A 19,883-nucleotide genomic window follows, 5' to 3' on the forward strand; every position below is an offset into this window, starting at 1 on the left:
ATTATTTTCCTGCAACAATTTTATAAGTATCTCTAGCTATTACAAGCTCTTCATTTGTAGGTATTTTATAAACTAAAACTTTAGAATCTTCAGTAGAAAGTTTTACATTTCCTTTTTTTCTAACTGAGTTAACTTCTTTATCAATCTTTGCTCCCATGAATTCAAGTCCACTGATTACAGATTCTCTTATTCCAGCAGCATTTTCTCCAATTCCTCCAGCGAAGCAGATTGCGTCTACTCCACCCATAGCAGCAGCATAAGCTCCTATGTAAGATTTGATTTTGTAGATAAACATTTCTTCAGCAAGTATAGCTCTTTCGTCTCCTTCAGCTACACCGTTTTCCATATCTCTACAGTCAGAAGATTTTCCATAGATTCCCAATATTCCAGATTCTTTGTTTAATCTGTTATCCATTTCTTTATCAGTTAATCCTCTTTTGTTTTTGATGAATAGAACAGCAGCAGGATCGATATCTCCACATCTAGTTCCCATCATAAGACCTTGTAATGGAGTAAGTCCCATTGAAGTGTCTACGCATTTTCCATCTACTACAGCAGACATAGAGGCTCCGTTTCCTAAGTGGCAAACAATTATTTTAGAGTGCTCAGGATTTCCCATGATCTCTCTCATTGTTTCAGAAACATAAAGATGAGATGTTCCGTGGAATCCATATTTTCTAACTTTTAAATCTTTGTAATCTTCATATGGTAAAGCATACATATATGCTTTTGCTGGCATTGTTTGATGGAATGCAGTATCAAAAACTCCTACATTAGGTTTACCAGGCATAAGAGCCATGCAAGTTCTAACACCCATTAAGTTAGCTGGGTTGTGTAGAGGTGCAAGGTCATTGTTTTCTTCAACAGCTTTCATAACATCTTCATTTAATAATACTGATGAAGCAAATGTTTCTCCACCATGTACCATTCTATGTCCGATAGCTCCAACTTCTTCAACAGAAGCGATAACTCCGTTTTCTTTATCAACTATAGCGTTGATTACTAATTCTAATGCTTCTTTATGAGTAGGCATAGGTTTTTTGATTTCGATTTCAAAATCTTTAGCAGGTACTTCATATTCCATTCTAGAACCATCAATTCCGATTCTTTCACAAAGTCCTTTTGCAAATACTTCTTTAGTTTCAGGGTTCATCAATTGATATTTTAATGATGAACTTCCACAGTTTATTACTAAAACTTTCATTATACGTTTAACCTCCAAGATTATATTTTTTTATTATTCAGCTGCTTGAACTGCTGTAATTGCTACTAGGTTTACGATGTCATCTACTGAACATCCTCTTGATAAGTCATTGATAGGAGATGCAAGTCCTTGAATTAATGGACCATAAGCATTAGCACCAGCTAATCTTTGAACTAGTTTGTATCCAATGTTTCCAGCTGCAAGGTTAGGGAAAACTAATATGTTAGCACTTCCAGCAACTTTAGACTCAGGACATTTTTTCATTGCTACTGATTTAACGATAGCAGCATCAGCCTGTATCTCAGCTTCGTAAGGGAATGTAACTCCTCTTTCTTTTAAGATATTTCCAGCTTCTTTTACTACATCGATATCAGGGTGGTTTGCAGAACCTTTAGTTGAGAAAGTCATTAAAGCAACTTTTCCCTCCATTCCTACTACATTTTTAGCAGTAACAACTGAAGCTTCAGCAATATCTGCTAATTGCTCAGAAGTTGGAACTGGGATAACTGAACAGTCTCCAAATAGTAAAACTTCTCCATAAGTTTCTTGTCTTTCTGTAAGTTCCATAACAAACATAGAAGAAACAGTTTTTATTCCAGGTTTAGTTCCTATGATTTGTAGTCCAGCTCTTAATACATCAGCTGTAGGTGAATCTGATCCAGATACCATAGCATCAGCATCTTTCATTTTTACCATCATAGCTCCATAGAAGTTAGAATCAGTTGACATGATTTCTTTAGCTTTTTCAAAAGTCATTCCTTTTTTTGCTCTTAATTCAGCAAATTTAGTTGCATATTCGTCTAATTTTGGAGAATTAGCGATTTCGATTATTTCTACACCTTTTAAAGATATTCCTAAGTCGTTAGCAACTCTTTCCATATCTTCTTTAATTCCTAAAACTACAGGTTTAGCTACTCCTAATTCAACTATTTTAGCCGCAGCAGTAACTACTCTTTCATCTTTTCCTTCTGGTAATACAACTGTTTTACCAACTGTTCTTGCTTTTTCTCTTATTTTAACTAAAAAACTCAAAACAATCACTTCCTTAATATTATTTATTTTTTATCTTTTTATCTTTTCATGTTCAGAGGACATACTTATCCCTTAAGTGTTAAATATATACTAACAAATTTTAACTATAATTACAATTAATTTTGAAAAACATATACAAAATAAAAGTATATTATTAGTCGAATATAGCTTGTATATATTCTTTTGCATCAAACTTCCTTAAATCTTCAATCTTTTCGCCTACTCCAATAAACTTAATTGGTTTTTTAATCTCTTCAGATATACTGAACACAATCCCCCCTTTAGCAGTTCCATCTAATTTAGTTATTATGAAACCAGTTAAATCAGTTACTTCATTGAAAACTTTTGCTTGTGAAAGTCCATTCTGACCAGTGGTACCATCTATTACCAGAATAGATTCATAATGCTGATCACCTAATTTTTTCTTAATGATATTATGAATTTTTTCTAATTCTTTCATTAAGTTATTTTTATTATGAAGCCTTCCAGCAGTGTCTATGATAGCTATATCTGCTCCCCTTGCTTCAGCAGCGGCAAGGGTATCAAAGACAACAGCCCCAGGATCAGAACCTTGTGTACTTTTAACTATTTCAGCACCAGATCTTTTTGCCCATTCTTCAAGCTGTTCAATTGCAGCAGCTCTAAATGTATCACCAGCACCTAGTATAACTTTTTTACCATCTTTTACGAATTTAGAAGCTAGTTTACCAATAGTAGTAGTTTTTCCTACTCCATTTACACCAACTACAAGAATAACATTTAATTTACCATCTTCTATAACTATATCATTTCCCTCTTTGATAAGGAAACCTTCCATAACTTCTTTTAAGACAGGATAAATATCCTTAGGATCTTTTATTCCTCTCTTTTTTACTTCTTTTTCTAAAGCACCAACTATTTTTACTGTCATATCCATACCAATATCAGACTGGATAAGGATATCTTCTAACTCTTCATACATTTCAAAATCTATTACACTTCTTCCTAAGATAAAAGATTTTAACTTACCAAATAATCCCTCTCTAGATTTAAAAAGTTTATCTTTGAGGGAAGTAAAAAATCCTTTGCTCTCCTCTTCTTTTTTTATTTCTGGAATAGGGTCTTTTAACTCTTCCATTTTTTCTTCAAGTACAGGTTCAGTTAAATCTTCCTCTTTTTCTTCAGGAATAGATTCGATTATTTCTTTTTCTATTTCAAGTTCTGATTTTTCTTTATTTTCTTCAAGAATTTCAGAGATTTCAACACCAGCAACAGTGACATTACTCTTCTCTTCTTCATTCTTATCTTTCTTAAAAAGTTTGCTGAAAAAACCCATTTATTATGTCCTCCTAAAAATAACTTCTTTTCATTAATTTTACCATACTTTATACAGTTTTTCAATTTAAAAGAGTGAAAATGAATCCAAATGTGAGCATTTTTCTTTCTTTGCACAGTGAAATAAAAAAATAACACTGGCTATAAAATTTTTAATTTCATAGAACAGTGTTATTATAAATATTATAATTTAGTTAAAATATTTCTTACAGCTAATATTCCCATTACAGCAGCAATGTTCAATCCGCTTCCATAACCAGAACTGTCTCCAGCAGCATAAAGACCTTTTATACTTGTTTCCATCTCTTTAGTTATTTCTATTCTTGTACTTCTGAATTTTATTTCTGGAAAATAAAGTAAAAGATCACCAGAAGCAAATCCAGGAGTAATTTTATCAAGAACTTCAATAAATTCCATTATATTGTCTAGAAGTCTTTGAGGACATGCCAGAGCAATATCTCCAGCAACATAATCTTCAGTAGTTGGAATAATATTTAATCTTGAAAGTTTTTCATCAGTTGATCTTCTTCCAGCTTTTAAGTCTATATATGACTGAACTAAAAGTTTACCACCAGTAAGCATTGATGACATTTTAGCTATTGCAGTTGCATATTCAAATGGTTGATTGAATGGCTCTGTAAATTTTTTAGTACATAATAAAGCTAGATTTGTATTAGTAGATTTTCTATCTTTATAAGCATGTCCATTTGCAAGAACGAAATCATCCTCATATTTTTCAGCAGCAATAAATCCACTAGGGTTACTACAGAAAGTTCTCATTTTATCTCTATAGTTTCTAGAGTAATAAATCATCTTTGCTTCATAGAAATTTTCATTGATTTCTTTCATAATAATATCAGGAATTTCAGCTCTTACTCCAATATCGATAGCACCATTTTCATATTTTATATCATGCTCTTTGCAAAGATCCATCATCTTTTGGGCACCACTTCTTCCCATTCCAATGACTACATGATCTGAATAATACTCTTCTCTTTTTCCTTTGTGAGTTACTGCTACTCCTTTTATTGTTTTATCTTCAATAATAAGGCTTTCTATCTCTCTTTCAGTAGCAAATTCTACGCCTTTTTCAATTAAATAATCTATGAGCTGAGTATATAATTTTCTTGAACCATCAGTTCCTAAGTGCATAGTAGGAGTATCAACAAGCTGAATACCATTTTCTATACATCCTCTTTTTATTTTTTCCATGACAGAATTATAATTCATTCCTGCTGGTTTTTCATTAAATCCAAATTTTCTATATATATTTACTACATCCTGAATAGTATCATTAACTATTTTTTTTCCTGTTACATTGTGTACATCTCCTCCTACTCTGTAATCCATATTGAATTTTGAGTCGGAAAAAGCTCCAGCACCACTTACTCCATAGATTATTGAGCAAGTAGGACAATTTACACATTTTCCAAGAGTTTCTTTAGGGCATACCCTCTGTTTAAGCATTCTTCCCTTATCTATAATCAGTATTTTAACTCCATCCTTTTTTTCTACAGCTTCATAAGCACCAAATACCCCTGCTTGTCCACCGCCTAAAAAGATAATGTCATATTTCACTATTTTAACCTCCAGCACAATTCTTTTTTAATGTTCACACCAATTCATATTTTGTGAAAAAACATTGAATGGCAGGTTGGCATGGATCTCCCCTGTGCGACCAGAGTAGTCATAATTCCATCCCCCTATATTTGTTCCATTCCTAAAATCATTTGTATTGTAAACTTCATTACTACTATTTACTCTTTCATTTTCTGGAGTCTTAGGAATGCTGTTTCTCCCATATATTTCTGCAAAGGAAATAGTTTCTCCAGTGGGAGTTTTAAAATCTAAAATTTTAAGATTATCCTTTGCTCCATCTTTAGTGAGATCAGGGTAATCTTTAGTTAGAGTATAATATTTTTCAAGGGCTATTCTAAGTTCTCTCAAATTTTTTAGAGTAGCTTCTGCTTTTCTAGCTTCTTTTAAGTCATTTATATTGTAGATACCTATTAGAATTATTACTGCTATTCCTAAAATAACAGTACCAGTTCCCAACATTACTTTCCAATCAAAATTTTTTTTCATTGCTGTTCCTTATCTTTTTGGTTTAATAAAAGCATCTCTTACAATTATTCCAGCTTCTTTAGGAAGAGTGACTTCAATTTCTAAAGGACCTCTTTTTACTGATATCCATCCCAATCCTTTAAATACCAATTCTTCTCCAGCCTGTACTTTTATTTTTTTCTTTATCATTTCCAATTTTTTATATTGATCTCTGCAATTATCACATGGAGGATAAAGCAGATCTTTTCTACCAGAAGTCAGAAGTTCTTTTAATCTTTCTGTATTTGTTTCATGGAAAGTTACATCTTTTGCAGCATAAAGAGAGAAGATAGGCATAGTGTCATCTTCATTTAAAACTCTAAACCAAAGTAATTCTCCAATTAAAAGAGCTCTTCCTTTTTTTACTTTAAAAGTTTTTCTAGAAATTTCACCAGATGGAACCATTTTTAAGTTGCATTCCTCACATACTAAATCTGAAATACGACCTTCAGGAATAAGTCCAGGAGTATCTACTAATACAATGTTTGTATGAGGAATTTGGTTTTTTACACTTTTAAGTGTAGTACCTGGATATTTAGAAACTGTTACTTTTTTAGCTCCTAAAAGTCTATTTACAATACTTGATTTTCCAACATTAGTAACACCAAGAACTATAGCTTCCACTCCATCAGGATAGAAATGCTTTATTTTTTTAAATATACCATTAATTCCATAACCATTTTTACTGCTTACAATTGCAATATCAAGAGGAGCAATTCCCTCTTCTGCCAATCTGTCTTTTACCCAATCAGATACTTCAGAAGGATGTTTGTCATCAGGGATAAGATCCAGTTTATTGATAACTACTATTGAGTCCATTTCTCTAAGAACATCAAGTATTTCATCATCAAAAGAACCTTCAAAATCTATTATATCAAATACTGCTACAGCTAATTTAGAATACTGCATAGCTTCCTGTACTTCTTTTCTGTAATCATCTTTGTTTAATCTTACAGGCATATATTTACCATAATTTTTTATTTTAAAACATCTCTGGCAGTAATGATCACCATTTTCTTGAAGTTTTCCTTCTGGTAAATATCCACTTTTATTTGCATCCTCACTTTGTAATTCTATTCCACACCCAACACATTTTTTGCCCATACACATCTCTCCTTAACTTAATACATCATAAACTATATTCAAATTTGTATAAATACACATTTCACCAGCTATTTCCATAGCTTCCACTGCTATTTCTTCAGCAGACATATCCTTGTTGTTCCTTATAAGAGCTCTGGCAGCAGCATAAGCATAGTTACCACCGCTTCCAATAGCAGCTACATCTCCATCAGGTTCTATTACATCACCATTACCTGAAAGAATCAGTATCATATTTTTATCAGCTACAATAAGCATAGCATCTAAAACTCTTAGAGCTTTATCTGTTCTCCAGTCCTTTGCAAGTTCCACAGAGGCTTTTTTTAAATTTCCTCCAAACTCATCTAATTTATTTTCAAATTTATCCATTAGTGCAAAAGCATCAGCAGCAGCTCCTGCAAATCCAGCTAAAACTTCATAATCACCTATTTTACGTATTTTTTTTGCATTGCCTTTGAAAACTACCTCTCCAAAAGTGACTTGTCCATCACCTGCAACAGCAACTTTTCCATCTTTTTTTACTGCTATAATTGTAGTAGCTCTTATCATAATGTTTCACTCCTCTAACTTTGATTCATAAAGTCAAATGGTATTTTATATAAAATTTCCTGATATATTTTGGTACTCTCTATTGTAACATGTCCCATAAGTTCTTGCAAAAAATTAAGGCTCATTCCTTTAGTTAATAAATGAACCGCAAAAGTATGCCTAAAACTATAGGGGCTGATTTCTCTTGTAATTCCAGCTCTGGCAGCATATCTATCAACTATTCTTCTTAATGATCTGTCACTCAATCTGCTGCCAGAACCATTGACAAAAAGAATACTTGAGTTATATTTATCTCCATATTTTTCTTTTTTTGCTTCTACATATCTTTTGAAATATTCTCTAGTTCTTTGACTGAAAAATACATATCTATTAGCTTTGCCATTAGAGACTAAAAGAGTTCTGCTGTCAAGATCAAAAACCTGTTCACCAATACTGAGCATTTCAGTAGAAGTTATACCACTTGAATAAAGCAATTCAAGTATTAATCTATCTCTTAACCCATTTGCATTATCTGTATTTATTACATCTCTAAGCTTATTTATTTCTTCTAAAGTAAGGATATCTGGTTTTTCTGCTTCAAAAGAAGGAGAATTAATTATTTCAATAGGATTATTCTTAATGAGATTATTTTTCATTAAATATTTAAAAAATGATCTTAAGGATGAAAGTTTTCTATTGATTGATCTTTTTCCTACTTCGTTTTTTTGAAGAGCTATGATAAATCCCCTGAGCATAACAGGAGTTATTTTTGAAGCTTCTTCAATTTTTTCTATATTTTTTAGATATTCACTAAGTTGAGAAAGATCTTTTTTTAGAGATTTAATAGTATTAAGACTTTTATTTTCTCCAAATTCAGCATAATATAAAAAATCTTTTATATTTTTATCTAAGTTTTCCATCTTTCCTCCCAGTATATCTGACATCCTCTTATATTATAGCCTATATTAAGAAATATTTCTATGCTAGTTCTTTTATTTTACTTTCCAAATGATCTAAAGCTATTTTAGAAATAGCATTGTATCTTTCTTTTTTATCTCTTATTCTTATTCCATCAAGAGATCTTATAATTCCAAAGTTAGGTCCCATAGGCTGAAAATTCTTTTTTTCTTCAGTGACATATTTTATCATTGCACCAATGGCACTTCTGTCATCTAATATAAAAGGAGCTTTTCCTAATAATTTATGAGCAATATTGATAGCAGCCATAGCACCAGTAGATATAGAAGAAACATAACCTTCGCTTCCTGTTATTTGACCAGCAAAATAGATATTATCTTTTGTTTTTAATTTTAATGTTTCATCTAACAATCTTGATGAATCTATAAATGTATTTCTGTGCATAACTCCATATCTTATGAAATCGGCATTTTCAAGTCCAGGAATCATAGAGAAAACTCTTTTTTGTTCTCCCCATTTAAGATTTGTCTGAAATCCTACAATATTATATAATTTTCCTTCTTTATCATCTTGTCTAAGCTGAACAACAGCATAGTCCATTTTATCAGTTTTAGGGTTGATAAGCCCTTTAGGTTTTAATGGACCAAATACAAGAGTTCTTTCACCTGTCATTGCTATTCTTTCTACAGGCATACATGCTTCAAAAAGTTTTTCTTCTTCAAAAGTTTTTAGAGGAGCTCTCTCTGCTGTTATTAAAGCATTATAAAAAGCATAGTATTCCTCTTTATTCATAGGACAGTTGATATATTCCCCTTCTCCTTTTCCATAACGAGACTGACGATAAGCTTTTTCCATGTCGATAGATTCTAAAGTAACAATGGGAGCAGCAGCATCATAAAAATAAAGATGATCACTATGAGTAAGTTCAGCTATTTTTTTAGATAATATTTCAGAAGTAAGAGGTCCAGAAGCAATAAGAACTATTTGATCTTCCGGTATTTCAGTAAATTCTTCTTCGATTATCTCTACATTTTCCATATTTCTCAAATATTCAGTTATCTCTATTGAAAATCCATCTCTGTCTACAGCTAATGCTTGCCCAGCAGGAACTCTATTTTTGTCAGCTATTTTTATAAGAAGAGAGTCAAGTTTTCTCAATTCTTCTTTCATAAGTCCAGAAGCATTAGCAAGATTATCCCCACCTAAAGAATTGCTGCAAACAAGTTCAGCGAAATATTTATTTTTATGTGCTTCTGTCATTTTTTTAGATTTCATTTCATAAAGTTTTACTTTTATTCCTCTTTTAGCCAGTTGATACGCAGCTTCACAGCCAGCTAATCCAGCTCCAACTATGATAACTTCTTTATTATTCATTGTTTCTCCTCTAAAATTTATTTCCAAACTCAAAGAGCTCACCCCTAAGGGTGAGTTCTTCTATTTTTTATTTTCTATTTTTTTTATATTTTTACATTCAGGGTATCCAGTACAAGCAAGGAATTTACCCCATCTACCTCTATTTATTTTAAATGGTCTTCCACATTTTTCACATTTACCAGCAGCTTTTAGTATCTTTTCTTCCTCATCAGTGATTTTCTTTAGTTCAGCTTTAAGCTGTACAATTCCATCTTTTTCCACTATCTGATTGTTAGCCAGCATTTTTCTGATTTCAGTAGGAAGAGGAGTTCTTATGTTGTCTTCAGCAAACTTTTCACTTTCAAGATAACTTCCGAATCTACCAAATTTTAAAAGATACATAGCACCACTGTCTGTGTATACATCAGTAGGTCTTCCTTTTTTAGCTTTTACTATTTCTTCTACTTTTTCCTTAACAAATATTTTACCATTTTTTATATCTTCAGCAGGTATTTCTACCCCTTTAAGAGATATTTTTTCTTTGCAGTCTTCAGATTCGTTAGGACATGCAAGATATCTTCCAAATCTTCCTGTTTTAAGGATCATATTACCTTTTCCACATGGACAAGGAACATCAGATTCGATTATTCTTGCCATTTCTTCTTCAACTGTAATTTTAAATTTATCTATATAATGTTTAAGCTCTTTGTAGAATACTGAAAGAAGATTTACCCAATCTTTTTCCCCTTCAGCAACTTCATCAAGCTGATTTTCAAGTTCAGCAGTAAATTTAACATTCATTATATTAGGGAAGTTTTCATCTAATTTATCTTTTATTTCATACCCTAATGCAGTAGGACTAAAACTTTTTCCTTCAACTACTACATATTCTCTTTTCTTTAAAGTTTCAATGATAGCAGCATATGTAGAAGGTCTTCCGATCCCTTCAGCTTCCAGTTTTTTAACCAGAGAAGATTCGGTAAATCTTGAAGGTGGTTTAGTGAAGTCTTCTTTAATAAGAAGTTTTTCTAATTTAAGAATATCTCCTTCTTTTATAGTAGGGAATTCTCCAAGAGGAAGATCTTCCTCTTCTTTAAATATTTTATAGTATCCATCAAATATTATTTTATTGATAGTTCCTCTAAAATCAAATTTTTCATAATTACAGATTATTTCAAACTGCTCATATTTCATAGGAGCAAGCTGAGATATAAGGAATCTGTCCCAAATAAGCTTATATAGTTTATGTTGGTCTTTATCTAAAGTTCCTTTTAAACTATCTGGAGTAAGAGAAATATCAGTAGGTCTGATAGCCTCATGGGCATCTTGTATTTTTTGCTTACTTTTAACAGCTTTTTGTACTCCAAGGTATTCTTTTCCAAAATTTTCAAGTATATAATTCTTTGCCATCTCTACAGCATCTTCAGATATTCTTGTAGAGTCAGTTCTCATATATGTTATAAGTCCTTTATGATTTCCATCTATATCTATACCTTCATACAAACCTTGAGCTACTCTCATAGTTTTAGAAGCTGAAAAACCAAGATAAGATGAAGATAATTGTTGAAGAGTACTTGTTTTTAAAGGCAGAGGAGAATTTTTACTTTTCTTAGAAACTTTAGCTTCAATTACAGTAAAATCTTTTTTCTCTACTTTTTTGATTTCTTTAACAACATTTTCATCAGTAAGTTTTTCGAATTTCTTATTGTCCACTCTGTATAAAGAAAGTTTTAATTTATTTAAAAACTCCCCTTTTACTTCCCAGAATTTAACTGGAATGAATTTTTTTATTTCATCTTCTAAATCACAGATAAGTTTTAAAGCAACTGATTGAACTCTTCCAGCTGAAGTATTTGAAGAGATACTTTTCCATAGTAGTGAACTTATACCATATCCCACTAATCTATCAAGTATTCTTCTGGCCTGTTGAGCATTTACTTTATCCATATCAATTTTTCTGGCATGAGATATAGAGTCTTTAATAGCTGTTTCAGTTATTTCATTAAATTCTATTCTGTTGCTGTCTTTTTCATCAAGTTTTAAAGCATGGGCTATATGCCAGGCAATAGCTTCCCCTTCTCTATCCGGGTCGGAAGCCAGATAGACTTTATCAGATTTTTTAGCAAGATCCTTTAAGTTTTTGATTACATCTCCCTTTCCCTTTATAGTAGAATAAGAAGGTTGAAAATTATTTTCTACATCTACACCAAGTTTACTTTTAGGAAGATCTCTCACATGACCAAAGGAAGCAACTACATGGAATTTTTTTCCTAAGATTTTTTCTATTGTTTTAGCCTTAGCTGGGGATTCAACTATAACTAAATTCTTTTTAACCAAATTCTTCACCCCTATCTAAATTCAAATTTTTGTTTACTATATTTCCGTTTCATTTTACTAAAAAATAATAAAAAAAGCAACAAACAATTATATTTTAGTTTTTTCTTCTGTACTTTCCACCAGGAATGCTTACTATAGCATGTTTTATTTCAAGGTCCATAAGTATAGATAAAATCTCGCCTGCCTTAAATGAAGACTCTAAAATAAGTTCATCTAAATTCTTTTCTTTTTCAAGTAAAAAAAATATTTTTTCTTCATAGGAAGTAAGAGATAAATTGCTGTTTTTATTATTTTTTATTTCCCATCCATACTCTGTAATTATATCTTTTATATCTGTTGTCAGTTTTGCTTGACTATTTTTTATAAGATTGTTGCATCCTTCAGATGAAGGAGAAAAAATATCTCCTGGAACAGCAAATACTTCTCTTCCTTCTTCCAAAGCTAATTCAGCAGTAATTAAACTGCCGCCTTTTTTCTGACTTTCTATTACAAGAATTCCTCTGGATAATCCGACTATTATTCTATTTCTCATGGGAAAGTTGTACCCAATAGGTTCTGTTCCAAGAGGATATTCACTGATTATTAATCCAGATCTTTCTATTTGCTCCCATAGTATTCTATTTTCTTTTGGGTAAATAATATCTAGTCCACTGCCTACTACTGCAATGGTTTTACCAGATTTTTCTAAAGTTCGTTTGTGGCAGATGCTGTCTATTCCAAGAGCTAATCCGCTGACAGTAGTGATTTCATTACTCACAAGGTCTTCAGTCATTTTTTCACATGTTATTCTTCCATAGGAAGTTGCTTTTCTTGTACCTACAACTCCTATTTTTCTGTTTTCTAAAAGAGAAATATCTCCTTTATAATACAGAAATACAGGAGGCTGACTTATATTTCTTAAGTCTTCTGGGTAATTCTTGCTTTTTAAATTTAATACTTTTACTCTGTTTTTCTTTAAAGCCTCTATTTCTTCATTGAGAGATAAATTTTTAGAATTAAGAATTTTCTTATATTCTGTATCATCAATGTTAAAATATTTTCTCAGCTGGAATTCATCCAGTTTAAATATATCCAAGTATTCCTCAAAAGCTGACATTAAATTACGGATAACACTGTCTTTGACACCTGCTGCCCTTAATTTATACCATTCCAACAAGATCACCTCTATTTTATTTTTGCATAAACTTTTACCAAAAGTTCTCTTATTGTCTTAGAACCAGGGTATAAATTTCTTCCTCTTTCAAGAATATTTCGTGCATCTGTATATCTTTCAGTTGCCATATAAATATCTCCCATACCAGCATATACATATTCATCTTGTCTATAATTTAAGTACTGTTTAAAATCACTTAAAGCACTGTCATAATTTTGAAGGTTTCTATTAGCAATACCTCTTCCAAGATAAGCTTCATAAAAAGAGGAATCAATATTTAAAGCATCATTATACAATGAAATTGCTTCTTCATTTCTTCCAAGAAATCTTGCTGTAGTAGCAGCTCCAAAGACATTTCTTATATCAGTTTTATCCATAGAAAATATTTTTCTTGCACGATCATACTCATTCATTCTGAAATATTGATTTGCCAGTTGGAATATTACCTCTGTATTTCCATTTACAGATTCAATATAGTTTTTTAATTCTTCCTCAAATTCTCTATTAAGTCTTTTCAGTCTTCCTCTGTCTCTTTCAGCGTTCATTTTCGTGTCTATGTTTCTCAAAGCTTCATTCCTATATTCGTATATAGGCGTGACTTCTTCTGAGAAGGCTAGAGATGCTGACAATAGTATAAATATACTAATAAGTATCTTTTTCATTTTTTATCTCCTTTACAATTCCTTTTATTAAACCATCAGTCATTTTAATATCAATTTCATCATCTATTAATAAATCACTGACTTTTTTTATTGAAGTTCCCTTTTTAGTAACCACACTGTAACCTCTTTTTAGAGTTTCAAGTGGATTTAAATTAACTATTTTGTTTATTCTATTGTTTAGATTATTTTGAAGATTTTGTATATGACGTTCAAATGATTTTTTCAAAAGAATTTCTTTTTCTATTACTTCTTGATTTTTTTCTTCTATATTTCTTTTGAAATTTTTTATGTAGTAATTATTCTCTCTTTTTTCTAGTTCTCTTTTTAAAATTTCCATATAACTTTTCATGAGAGATTTTAAATATCTGTTTCTATCTTCAATAGATTCTAAAGTTTTTTTTCGTTCAGGAACTGAAAGTTCTACAGCCTGAGTAGGGGTGGCAGCTCTGGCATCAGCTGTGAGATCGCTGAGGAGATAATCTATTTCATGACCTACAGCAGATATAATAGGCTTTTCAGAATTGTAGAAAGCAAGAGCTACTTCTTTTTCATTAAAGGACCATAGATCTTCTATACTTCCTCCACCTCTTCCAGCTATTATTAAATCAATCCCTTCTATTTTATTTAATGTTTTAATACCTTTTACAATTTCTTCCTTTGCTCCAATTCCTTGTACTTTAGCAGGATATACATAAATATTTATGGTATCATCTCTTTTTTTAATTGTTTTTATTATGTCTTGTATAGCTGCTCCTGTATATGCAGTAACAACTCCAATATTTTTGGGATATTTAGGAAGTAGTTTTTTATGAGCTGGGTCAAAATAACCTTGATCTGCCATCTCTTTTTTTAGTTTTTCCAGTTTGGCAAAAAGTTCTCCCAATTCATTCTTTTTCTCAATATGCCTTACAAGTATCTGGAAGTCTCCTCTGTTTTCATAAAATCCAACATCTCCAAATATTTTTACAGAGTCACCATCTTTTAAATCTTCAGCAATTCTTTTGAATTTATATTTGAAAGCAGCACACTTCACCTGAGCTTCTTTATCTTTCAGATTGAAATAGAGATGCCCGCTTTTATAATAGGTCACACCTGACATTTCTCCTTCAAGAAAAAATTCTCTCAAGTCACTGTTTTCTTCCAAATAGTTTTTTACTTTTTTATTAAATTCGCTTACACTATAAGTTCTTTCTTCAAACATTAAAAACTCCTTGTTTAAAAGTCTAATAACAGTTTTTTAAGTTTAGTCATTTCATCTCTTTTTATAATAGCATTTTCAAAGTCCAATTCCTTAGAAAGTTTTGCTATTTGTTTTTGAAGCTTTATTATTTCTTTCTCAATATCTTTTCTAGAAGTGAATGTTTTCTTATCTTTTCCTTCAGTTTCATTGATATCTAATCCATAATCAAGGTTAATTAAATCTTCACTGATTTCTTTAACAATAGTTTTAGGATCTATATTATTAAATACATTATATTCATTTTGTATTTTTCTTCTTCTGTTAGTTTCATCAATAGCCTGTTTCATCGAATCAGTCATTACGTCTCCATAGAGTATAACACGCCCTTCTATATTTCTGGCTGCTCTACCTATTGTCTGTACCAATGATCTTCTGCTTCTTAGAAAACCTTCTTTGTCAGCTTCCAGTATTGCTACAAGAGAAACTTCTGGGATATCCAGTCCTTCTCTTAATAGATTGATTCCAACTAAAGCATCAAATTCACCTTTTCTTAATCCTTTAATTATATCTATTCTTTCCAGTGTATCTATATCAGAGTGCATATATTTTACTCTTACACCAAATCCAAGATAGTATTCAGTAAGTTCTTCAGCCATTTTTTTAGTAAGAGTAGTAACTAGAACCCTTTCTTTTTTATCAGCTCTTATTCTTATTTCTTCAAGAAGGTCATCTACCTGATTTTTAGTTGGTCTTACTTCTATTATAGGATCAAGTATTCCAGTAGGCCTTATGAGTTGTTCAGCAATATGACCATGAGAAGATTCTACTTCAAAATCTCCAGGAGTAGCTGATACAAATACTGATTGATCAGAAATTTTTCTAAATTCTTCAAATTTTAAAGGTCTGTTGTCAAGAGCAGCTTTTAATCTGAATCCATTTTCAACAAGAGCAGTTTTTCTGGCTCTGTCTCCATTATACATTCCTCTTATTTGTGGAATAGATATATGAGATTCATCTATAAATATAAGGAAGTCTTTTGGAAAATATTCAAGAAGGGTATCAGGAGTTTCTCCTTCTTTTTTTCCAGAAAGATATCTGGAATAATTTTCTATACCTTTGCAATATCCGATTTCTCTTATCATTTCTATATCATATTCAGTTCTCTGTTTTAATCTTTGAGCTTCAAGAAGTTTTCCTCTTTTCTCAAAGGCTTCTACTTCTATTTTTAAATCTTTTTGTATTTCAGCAAGAATTCTTTCATTATCTCCATCAGCTGTAAGATATTGAGTAGCAGGATAAAGGACAATTCTTTCCAGATTTTTTCTTATTTTTTGTCCTGTAAGAGTATTGATTTCAGATATCTCTTCCAGATCATCTCCCCAGTATTCCAGTCTATATCCAGTTTCCATATATGATGGATATATATCAATAACATCACCTTTTATTCTAAACTTTCCTCTTTCAAAAGCTATGTCGTTTCTTTCATATCTAATGCTTATAAGTCTTTCGATAAGTTCTTTTCTGTCTATTCCAGTCTGTCTGTCTATTGGTATAGTCATTTTTCTATATGTCTCAGCAGATCCCAATCCATATATAGCAGAGACGGAAGCTACAATTATTACATCTCTTCTGTTCATAAGGGCAGCAGTTGCAGCATGTCTCAGTTTTTCTATTTCATCATTGATAGAAGAATCCTTTTCAATATATGTATCAGTAGTAGCTATATAAGCTTCTGGCTGATAATAATCATAATATGATACGAAATATTCTACAGCATTATCAGGAAAAAAACTTTTATATTCTGAATAAAGCTGAGCAGCTAGTGTTTTATTAGGAGCAAGGATCAAGGCAGGTCTTTGAGTTTTTTCTATGATATTGGCCACAGTAAAAGTTTTTCCTGAACCAGTAACTCCAAGAAGTACCTGATTTTTTACTCCATTGTTTATGTTATCAGTTATTTTTTTTATTGCCTCTGGCTGATCACCAGTAGGACTATACTTTGAATGTATTTTAAACATAATTATACTCACCTCTATTATTTCCTATTTTTTAATTATACCATAAACTTTTTATATATCTATCTTTTTTCATTAATATACATCCTTAATTTTATTTTGTTATTCAAATAATTTTATTTTAAAATATATTGAAAATAATTGTAAATGATGATATAATCAATTATAAATTTTTAGGAGGTAGAGCATGGAAGTTTTTATACATCACATATATGAATATCAAAAAGGAATTAGAAATCTGATATTACATACTACAGAAAAAAATAACATAGAGATTATAAAAGAAAAATTAAGTGCTGAAAATATAGATTATATAATATATCCTTTAGGAAAGCAAAGAATAAATGTATTCTTTGGAGCAAAGGAATGTGTAGAGGTAATAAAAAATATAAATAAAGTTTCTTTAACAGCTTATACTCCAGAAGAGGATTTTATACTTGGAATAATGCTTGGATATGATAGAAGAAGACAGTGTGAAAGATTTTTAAAATTTAAAGAAAAAGCTATTAGTGCATAAAAAAGGAAACTACCAAAGCAGTTTCCTTTTTTGATTAATATTATAATTTTAAATTTGATATATTTTATTTGTTCTCATTAAAAATATTTTCTTTTTCAAGATATTTAAAATTAGTATTTAAATTGCTTAAAATATTTTTAATCTTTTGCTTCATTATATTAATAGCTATTTTGTATAATAAAATATTTCCATCAAATTTTACTTTTTATCTTACAAGCCATCCTCCATCGATTGCTAAGATATGTCCATTTACATAATCAGAAGCCTTACTTGCCAGAAATACTACTCCTCCTACTAAATCAGAAGTTTCACCCCATCTTTCAGCAGGAATTCTATTTAATATTTCCTTTTCTCTCACTTCATCAGCTCTAATAGGTGCTGTGTTAGCAGTTTTTATATATCCAGGAGCCACTGCATTGATCTGTATATTTTTCCCTGCCAGTTCATTAGCAAAGGCTTTTGTAAGACCTGCAACTCCATGTTTGCTTGCTGTATAAGATGGAACAAATTTTCCTCCTTGAAATGAAAGCATAGAAGCTATATTTATTATTTTTCCATGTCCTTGTTTTGCCATTTCAACAGCAGCAGTTTTAGATAAATAATATACAGCAGATAGGTTAATATCCAAAACTGTTTTCCAGTCATCATTTGACCCCTCTAATAAAGGAGATCTTTTTATTGTTCCAGCATTATTGACAAGGATATCTATTTTACCATAAGTTTTTATACATTCAGATACAGCTGACATAGCATTTTCTTCCTTAGATAAATCTCCTGTTGAAAAACGTGCTTCCTTCCCAAATTTTGCCACTTCTTCAATGAGAGAATCCATATCTCTGTTGCTATGTGCATAAATAAATATATCTGCTCCAGCAGCAGCAAGAGCTAAAGCTATTTCTCTTCCTATACCAGTATTTCCTCCAGTTATCATAGCAACTTTTCCTTGTAAACTGAAGAAATCTAATGAAAAATTCATATCCTCATCTCCTTTTTATTTTTTCTTTTTTAAAGCTGATATCATAGAAAGAACAGTTAAAATTAAAAATACTACTGTAATTGGTCTAGTATATAGGAAACTGTAAGATCCCTCATACATCAAAACTGCTTTTCTCAAGTTAGTTTCAAGCATTGGTCCTAAGATAACAGCCAGAACTATTGGAGAGCTAGGCATTTTTATTTTTGACATAATATATCCAATAATACCAAAGACAAAAGTAACTCCTACATCAAATAAGCTGTTGTTCATAGAGTATGATCCAATAGTTGAAAGAATCAATATAGCAGGAATCATCAAAGTTTTTGGAATTTCTACAATTCTGCTGTAGAACTTGATACCTGCTAATCCTATAAATAATAGAAGAATATTTCCAATTATCATAGAACTGAATAATCCATAAACTATTTCAGGGTTTTGTTCAAAAAGAAGCGGACCTGGAGTTAACCCTTGAATAATAAGTGCTCCTAATAGAACAGCAGCAACAGCATCTCCAGGAACTCCAAGAGTAAGCAATGGAACTAATGCTCCACCAGTAACTCCGTTGTTACCAGCTTCAGGAGCTGATATACCAACAAGGCTTCCTTCTCCAAATTTTTCATTTTTATTACTTCTTTTTGCTTCATTGTAACATACAAAGGCAGCGATATCAGCACCAGCACCAGGAATAGATCCTATGAAAGTTCCGATAGCTCCGCATTTAAGTATAGTAGGAAGACAATGTTTTATCTCTTTCCAGTTCATATAGTTTTTATCCATAACTATATCTGTTTTTATTTCTTTTTCTCCTACTAAAGTTTCTATTTGATTGAAAACTTCTGATACAGCAAATAGTCCTATAAGAACAGGAATAACTGAAAATCCATTAAGAAGATCAACTACTCCGAAAGTAAATCTTGGGTAGCTTGTAATAGCATCCATACCAAAACAAGATATCAATAACCCTATCATTCCAGCAATTATTCCCTTTAAGAAATTTTCAGCTGATATACTTGCAATAATAGTAAGTCCAAATAGGGCTAACGCAAAATATTCAGGAGCAGAGAATCTCAAAGCAAATTTTGCCAGTACAGGTGATATAGTAACAAGAGCAAGACAGCTGATGAGCCCTCCTAATGCAGAAGCAATAGTAGAAGCACTAAGAGCCTTTGTAGGATATCCTTTTTTTACTAAAGCATAACCATCAAAGCAAGTAGCAGCTGATGCCGGAGTTCCAGGAGTATTCAAAAGAATAGCAGAGATAGATCCTCCATAAATAGCTCCAATATATATTCCAACAAGCATTATAAGACCAGTAACCGCATCCATTCCAAAAGTAAATGGAAGAAGGATAGCGACTCCCATTGTAGCAGTAAGACCTGGAAGAGCTCCAATAACAATCCCTCCAGTTACTCCAAGAACCAGATAAAATAAATTACCTAGCAAAAGAGCAGTAGATAAACCTTGTATTAAGTGACCAAACATCTATATTT

At 31.3% G+C, this 19,883-nt stretch carries 17 protein-coding genes; 1 reads left to right on the forward strand and 16 read right to left on the reverse strand.

Annotated features, from left to right (window positions below; genetic code table 11):
• Position 1 precedes the first annotated feature (1 nt).
• The 14 genes from C4N20_RS11100 to uvrB form a co-directional block, all read right to left on the reverse strand.
• A complete protein-coding gene (locus C4N20_RS11100) occupies positions 2-1,204 on the reverse strand; it encodes an acetate/propionate family kinase (RefSeq protein WP_005976346.1) in 1,203 nt (400 codons plus the stop codon).
• 33 nt (positions 1,205-1,237) lie between these two features.
• Positions 1,238-2,236, reverse strand: coding sequence for a phosphate acetyltransferase (gene pta, locus C4N20_RS11105; RefSeq protein ID WP_005976347.1), 999 nt, complete (start codon positions 2,234-2,236; stop codon positions 1,238-1,240).
• A 154-nt stretch (positions 2,237-2,390) separates the two neighbouring features.
• Complete coding sequence (ftsY, locus tag C4N20_RS11110; protein ID WP_005976348.1) at positions 2,391-3,551, reverse strand: signal recognition particle-docking protein FtsY; 1,161 nt, start codon at positions 3,549-3,551, stop codon at positions 2,391-2,393.
• 182 nt (positions 3,552-3,733) lie between these two features.
• Positions 3,734-5,128, reverse strand: a complete 1,395-nt coding sequence (locus C4N20_RS11115) for an NAD(P)/FAD-dependent oxidoreductase (RefSeq protein WP_005976349.1) — start codon at positions 5,126-5,128, stop codon at positions 3,734-3,736.
• Between the two features lie 27 nt (positions 5,129-5,155).
• Entirely contained in the window at positions 5,156-5,635 is a 480-nt protein-coding gene (locus C4N20_RS11120) for a hypothetical protein (protein ID WP_005976350.1), read from the reverse strand.
• Between the two features lie 9 nt (positions 5,636-5,644).
• A complete protein-coding gene (yqeH, locus tag C4N20_RS11125; RefSeq protein WP_005976351.1) occupies positions 5,645-6,757 on the reverse strand; it encodes a ribosome biogenesis GTPase YqeH in 1,113 nt (370 codons plus the stop codon).
• A gap of 12 nt (positions 6,758-6,769) precedes the next feature.
• Positions 6,770-7,303: an ATP-dependent protease subunit HslV gene (gene hslV, locus C4N20_RS11130; protein WP_005976353.1), complete on the reverse strand. Its 534-nt coding sequence runs from the start codon at positions 7,301-7,303 to the stop codon at positions 6,770-6,772.
• 14 nt (positions 7,304-7,317) lie between these two features.
• Positions 7,318-8,202, reverse strand: coding sequence for a tyrosine-type recombinase/integrase (locus C4N20_RS11135; RefSeq protein WP_005976356.1), 885 nt, complete (start codon positions 8,200-8,202; stop codon positions 7,318-7,320).
• Positions 8,203-8,260: 58 nt separating this feature from the next.
• Positions 8,261-9,574 (reverse strand): methylenetetrahydrofolate--tRNA-(uracil(54)-C(5))-methyltransferase (FADH(2)-oxidizing) TrmFO, encoded by a 1,314-nt coding sequence (trmFO, locus tag C4N20_RS11140; protein ID WP_005976358.1) that lies wholly within the window; start codon positions 9,572-9,574, stop codon positions 8,261-8,263.
• A 60-nt stretch (positions 9,575-9,634) separates the two neighbouring features.
• Positions 9,635-11,890, reverse strand: a complete 2,256-nt coding sequence (gene topA / locus C4N20_RS11145) for a type I DNA topoisomerase (RefSeq protein WP_005976360.1) — start codon at positions 11,888-11,890, stop codon at positions 9,635-9,637.
• A gap of 94 nt (positions 11,891-11,984) precedes the next feature.
• On the reverse strand, positions 11,985-13,043 hold the full coding sequence (gene dprA / locus C4N20_RS11150) for a DNA-processing protein DprA (protein WP_005976363.1): 1,059 nt from the start codon (positions 13,041-13,043) through the stop codon (positions 11,985-11,987).
• A gap of 11 nt (positions 13,044-13,054) precedes the next feature.
• Positions 13,055-13,705 carry a tetratricopeptide repeat protein gene (locus C4N20_RS11155; RefSeq protein WP_005976365.1) on the reverse strand — a complete coding sequence of 217 codons (651 nt, stop codon included), beginning with the start codon at positions 13,703-13,705 and terminating at the stop codon, positions 13,055-13,057.
• Positions 13,686-14,906 carry an exodeoxyribonuclease VII large subunit gene (gene xseA / locus C4N20_RS11160; RefSeq protein WP_005976366.1) on the reverse strand — a complete coding sequence of 407 codons (1,221 nt, stop codon included), beginning with the start codon at positions 14,904-14,906 and terminating at the stop codon, positions 13,686-13,688. Before xseA ends, C4N20_RS11155 begins: the two co-directional genes overlap by 20 nt.
• A 14-nt stretch (positions 14,907-14,920) precedes the next feature.
• Complete coding sequence (gene uvrB, locus C4N20_RS11165; RefSeq protein WP_005976368.1) at positions 14,921-16,903, reverse strand: excinuclease ABC subunit UvrB; 1,983 nt, start codon at positions 16,901-16,903, stop codon at positions 14,921-14,923.
• 184 nt (positions 16,904-17,087) lie between these two features.
• On the opposite strand from uvrB, the gene C4N20_RS11170 reads away from it, so the two are divergent.
• Entirely contained in the window at positions 17,088-17,417 is a 330-nt protein-coding gene (locus C4N20_RS11170; protein WP_005976370.1) for a DUF2023 family protein, read from the forward strand.
• 205 nt (positions 17,418-17,622) lie between these two features.
• Here C4N20_RS11170 and kduD read toward each other — a convergent pair whose 3' ends face one another.
• Entirely contained in the window at positions 17,623-18,393 is a 771-nt protein-coding gene (kduD, locus tag C4N20_RS11175) for a 2-dehydro-3-deoxy-D-gluconate 5-dehydrogenase KduD (RefSeq protein WP_005976372.1), read from the reverse strand.
• Positions 18,394-18,408: 15 nt separating this feature from the next.
• The gene (locus C4N20_RS11180; protein ID WP_005976373.1) at positions 18,409-19,875 is read right to left on the reverse strand and encodes a tripartite tricarboxylate transporter permease; all 1,467 of its coding nucleotides are present in this window, start codon (positions 19,873-19,875) and stop codon (positions 18,409-18,411) included.
• Positions 19,876-19,883: the final 8 nt, after the last annotated feature.

Source organism: Fusobacterium ulcerans (assembly GCF_003019675.1).
Taxonomy (GTDB): Bacteria; Fusobacteriota; Fusobacteriia; order Fusobacteriales; family Fusobacteriaceae; genus Fusobacterium_A; species Fusobacterium_A ulcerans.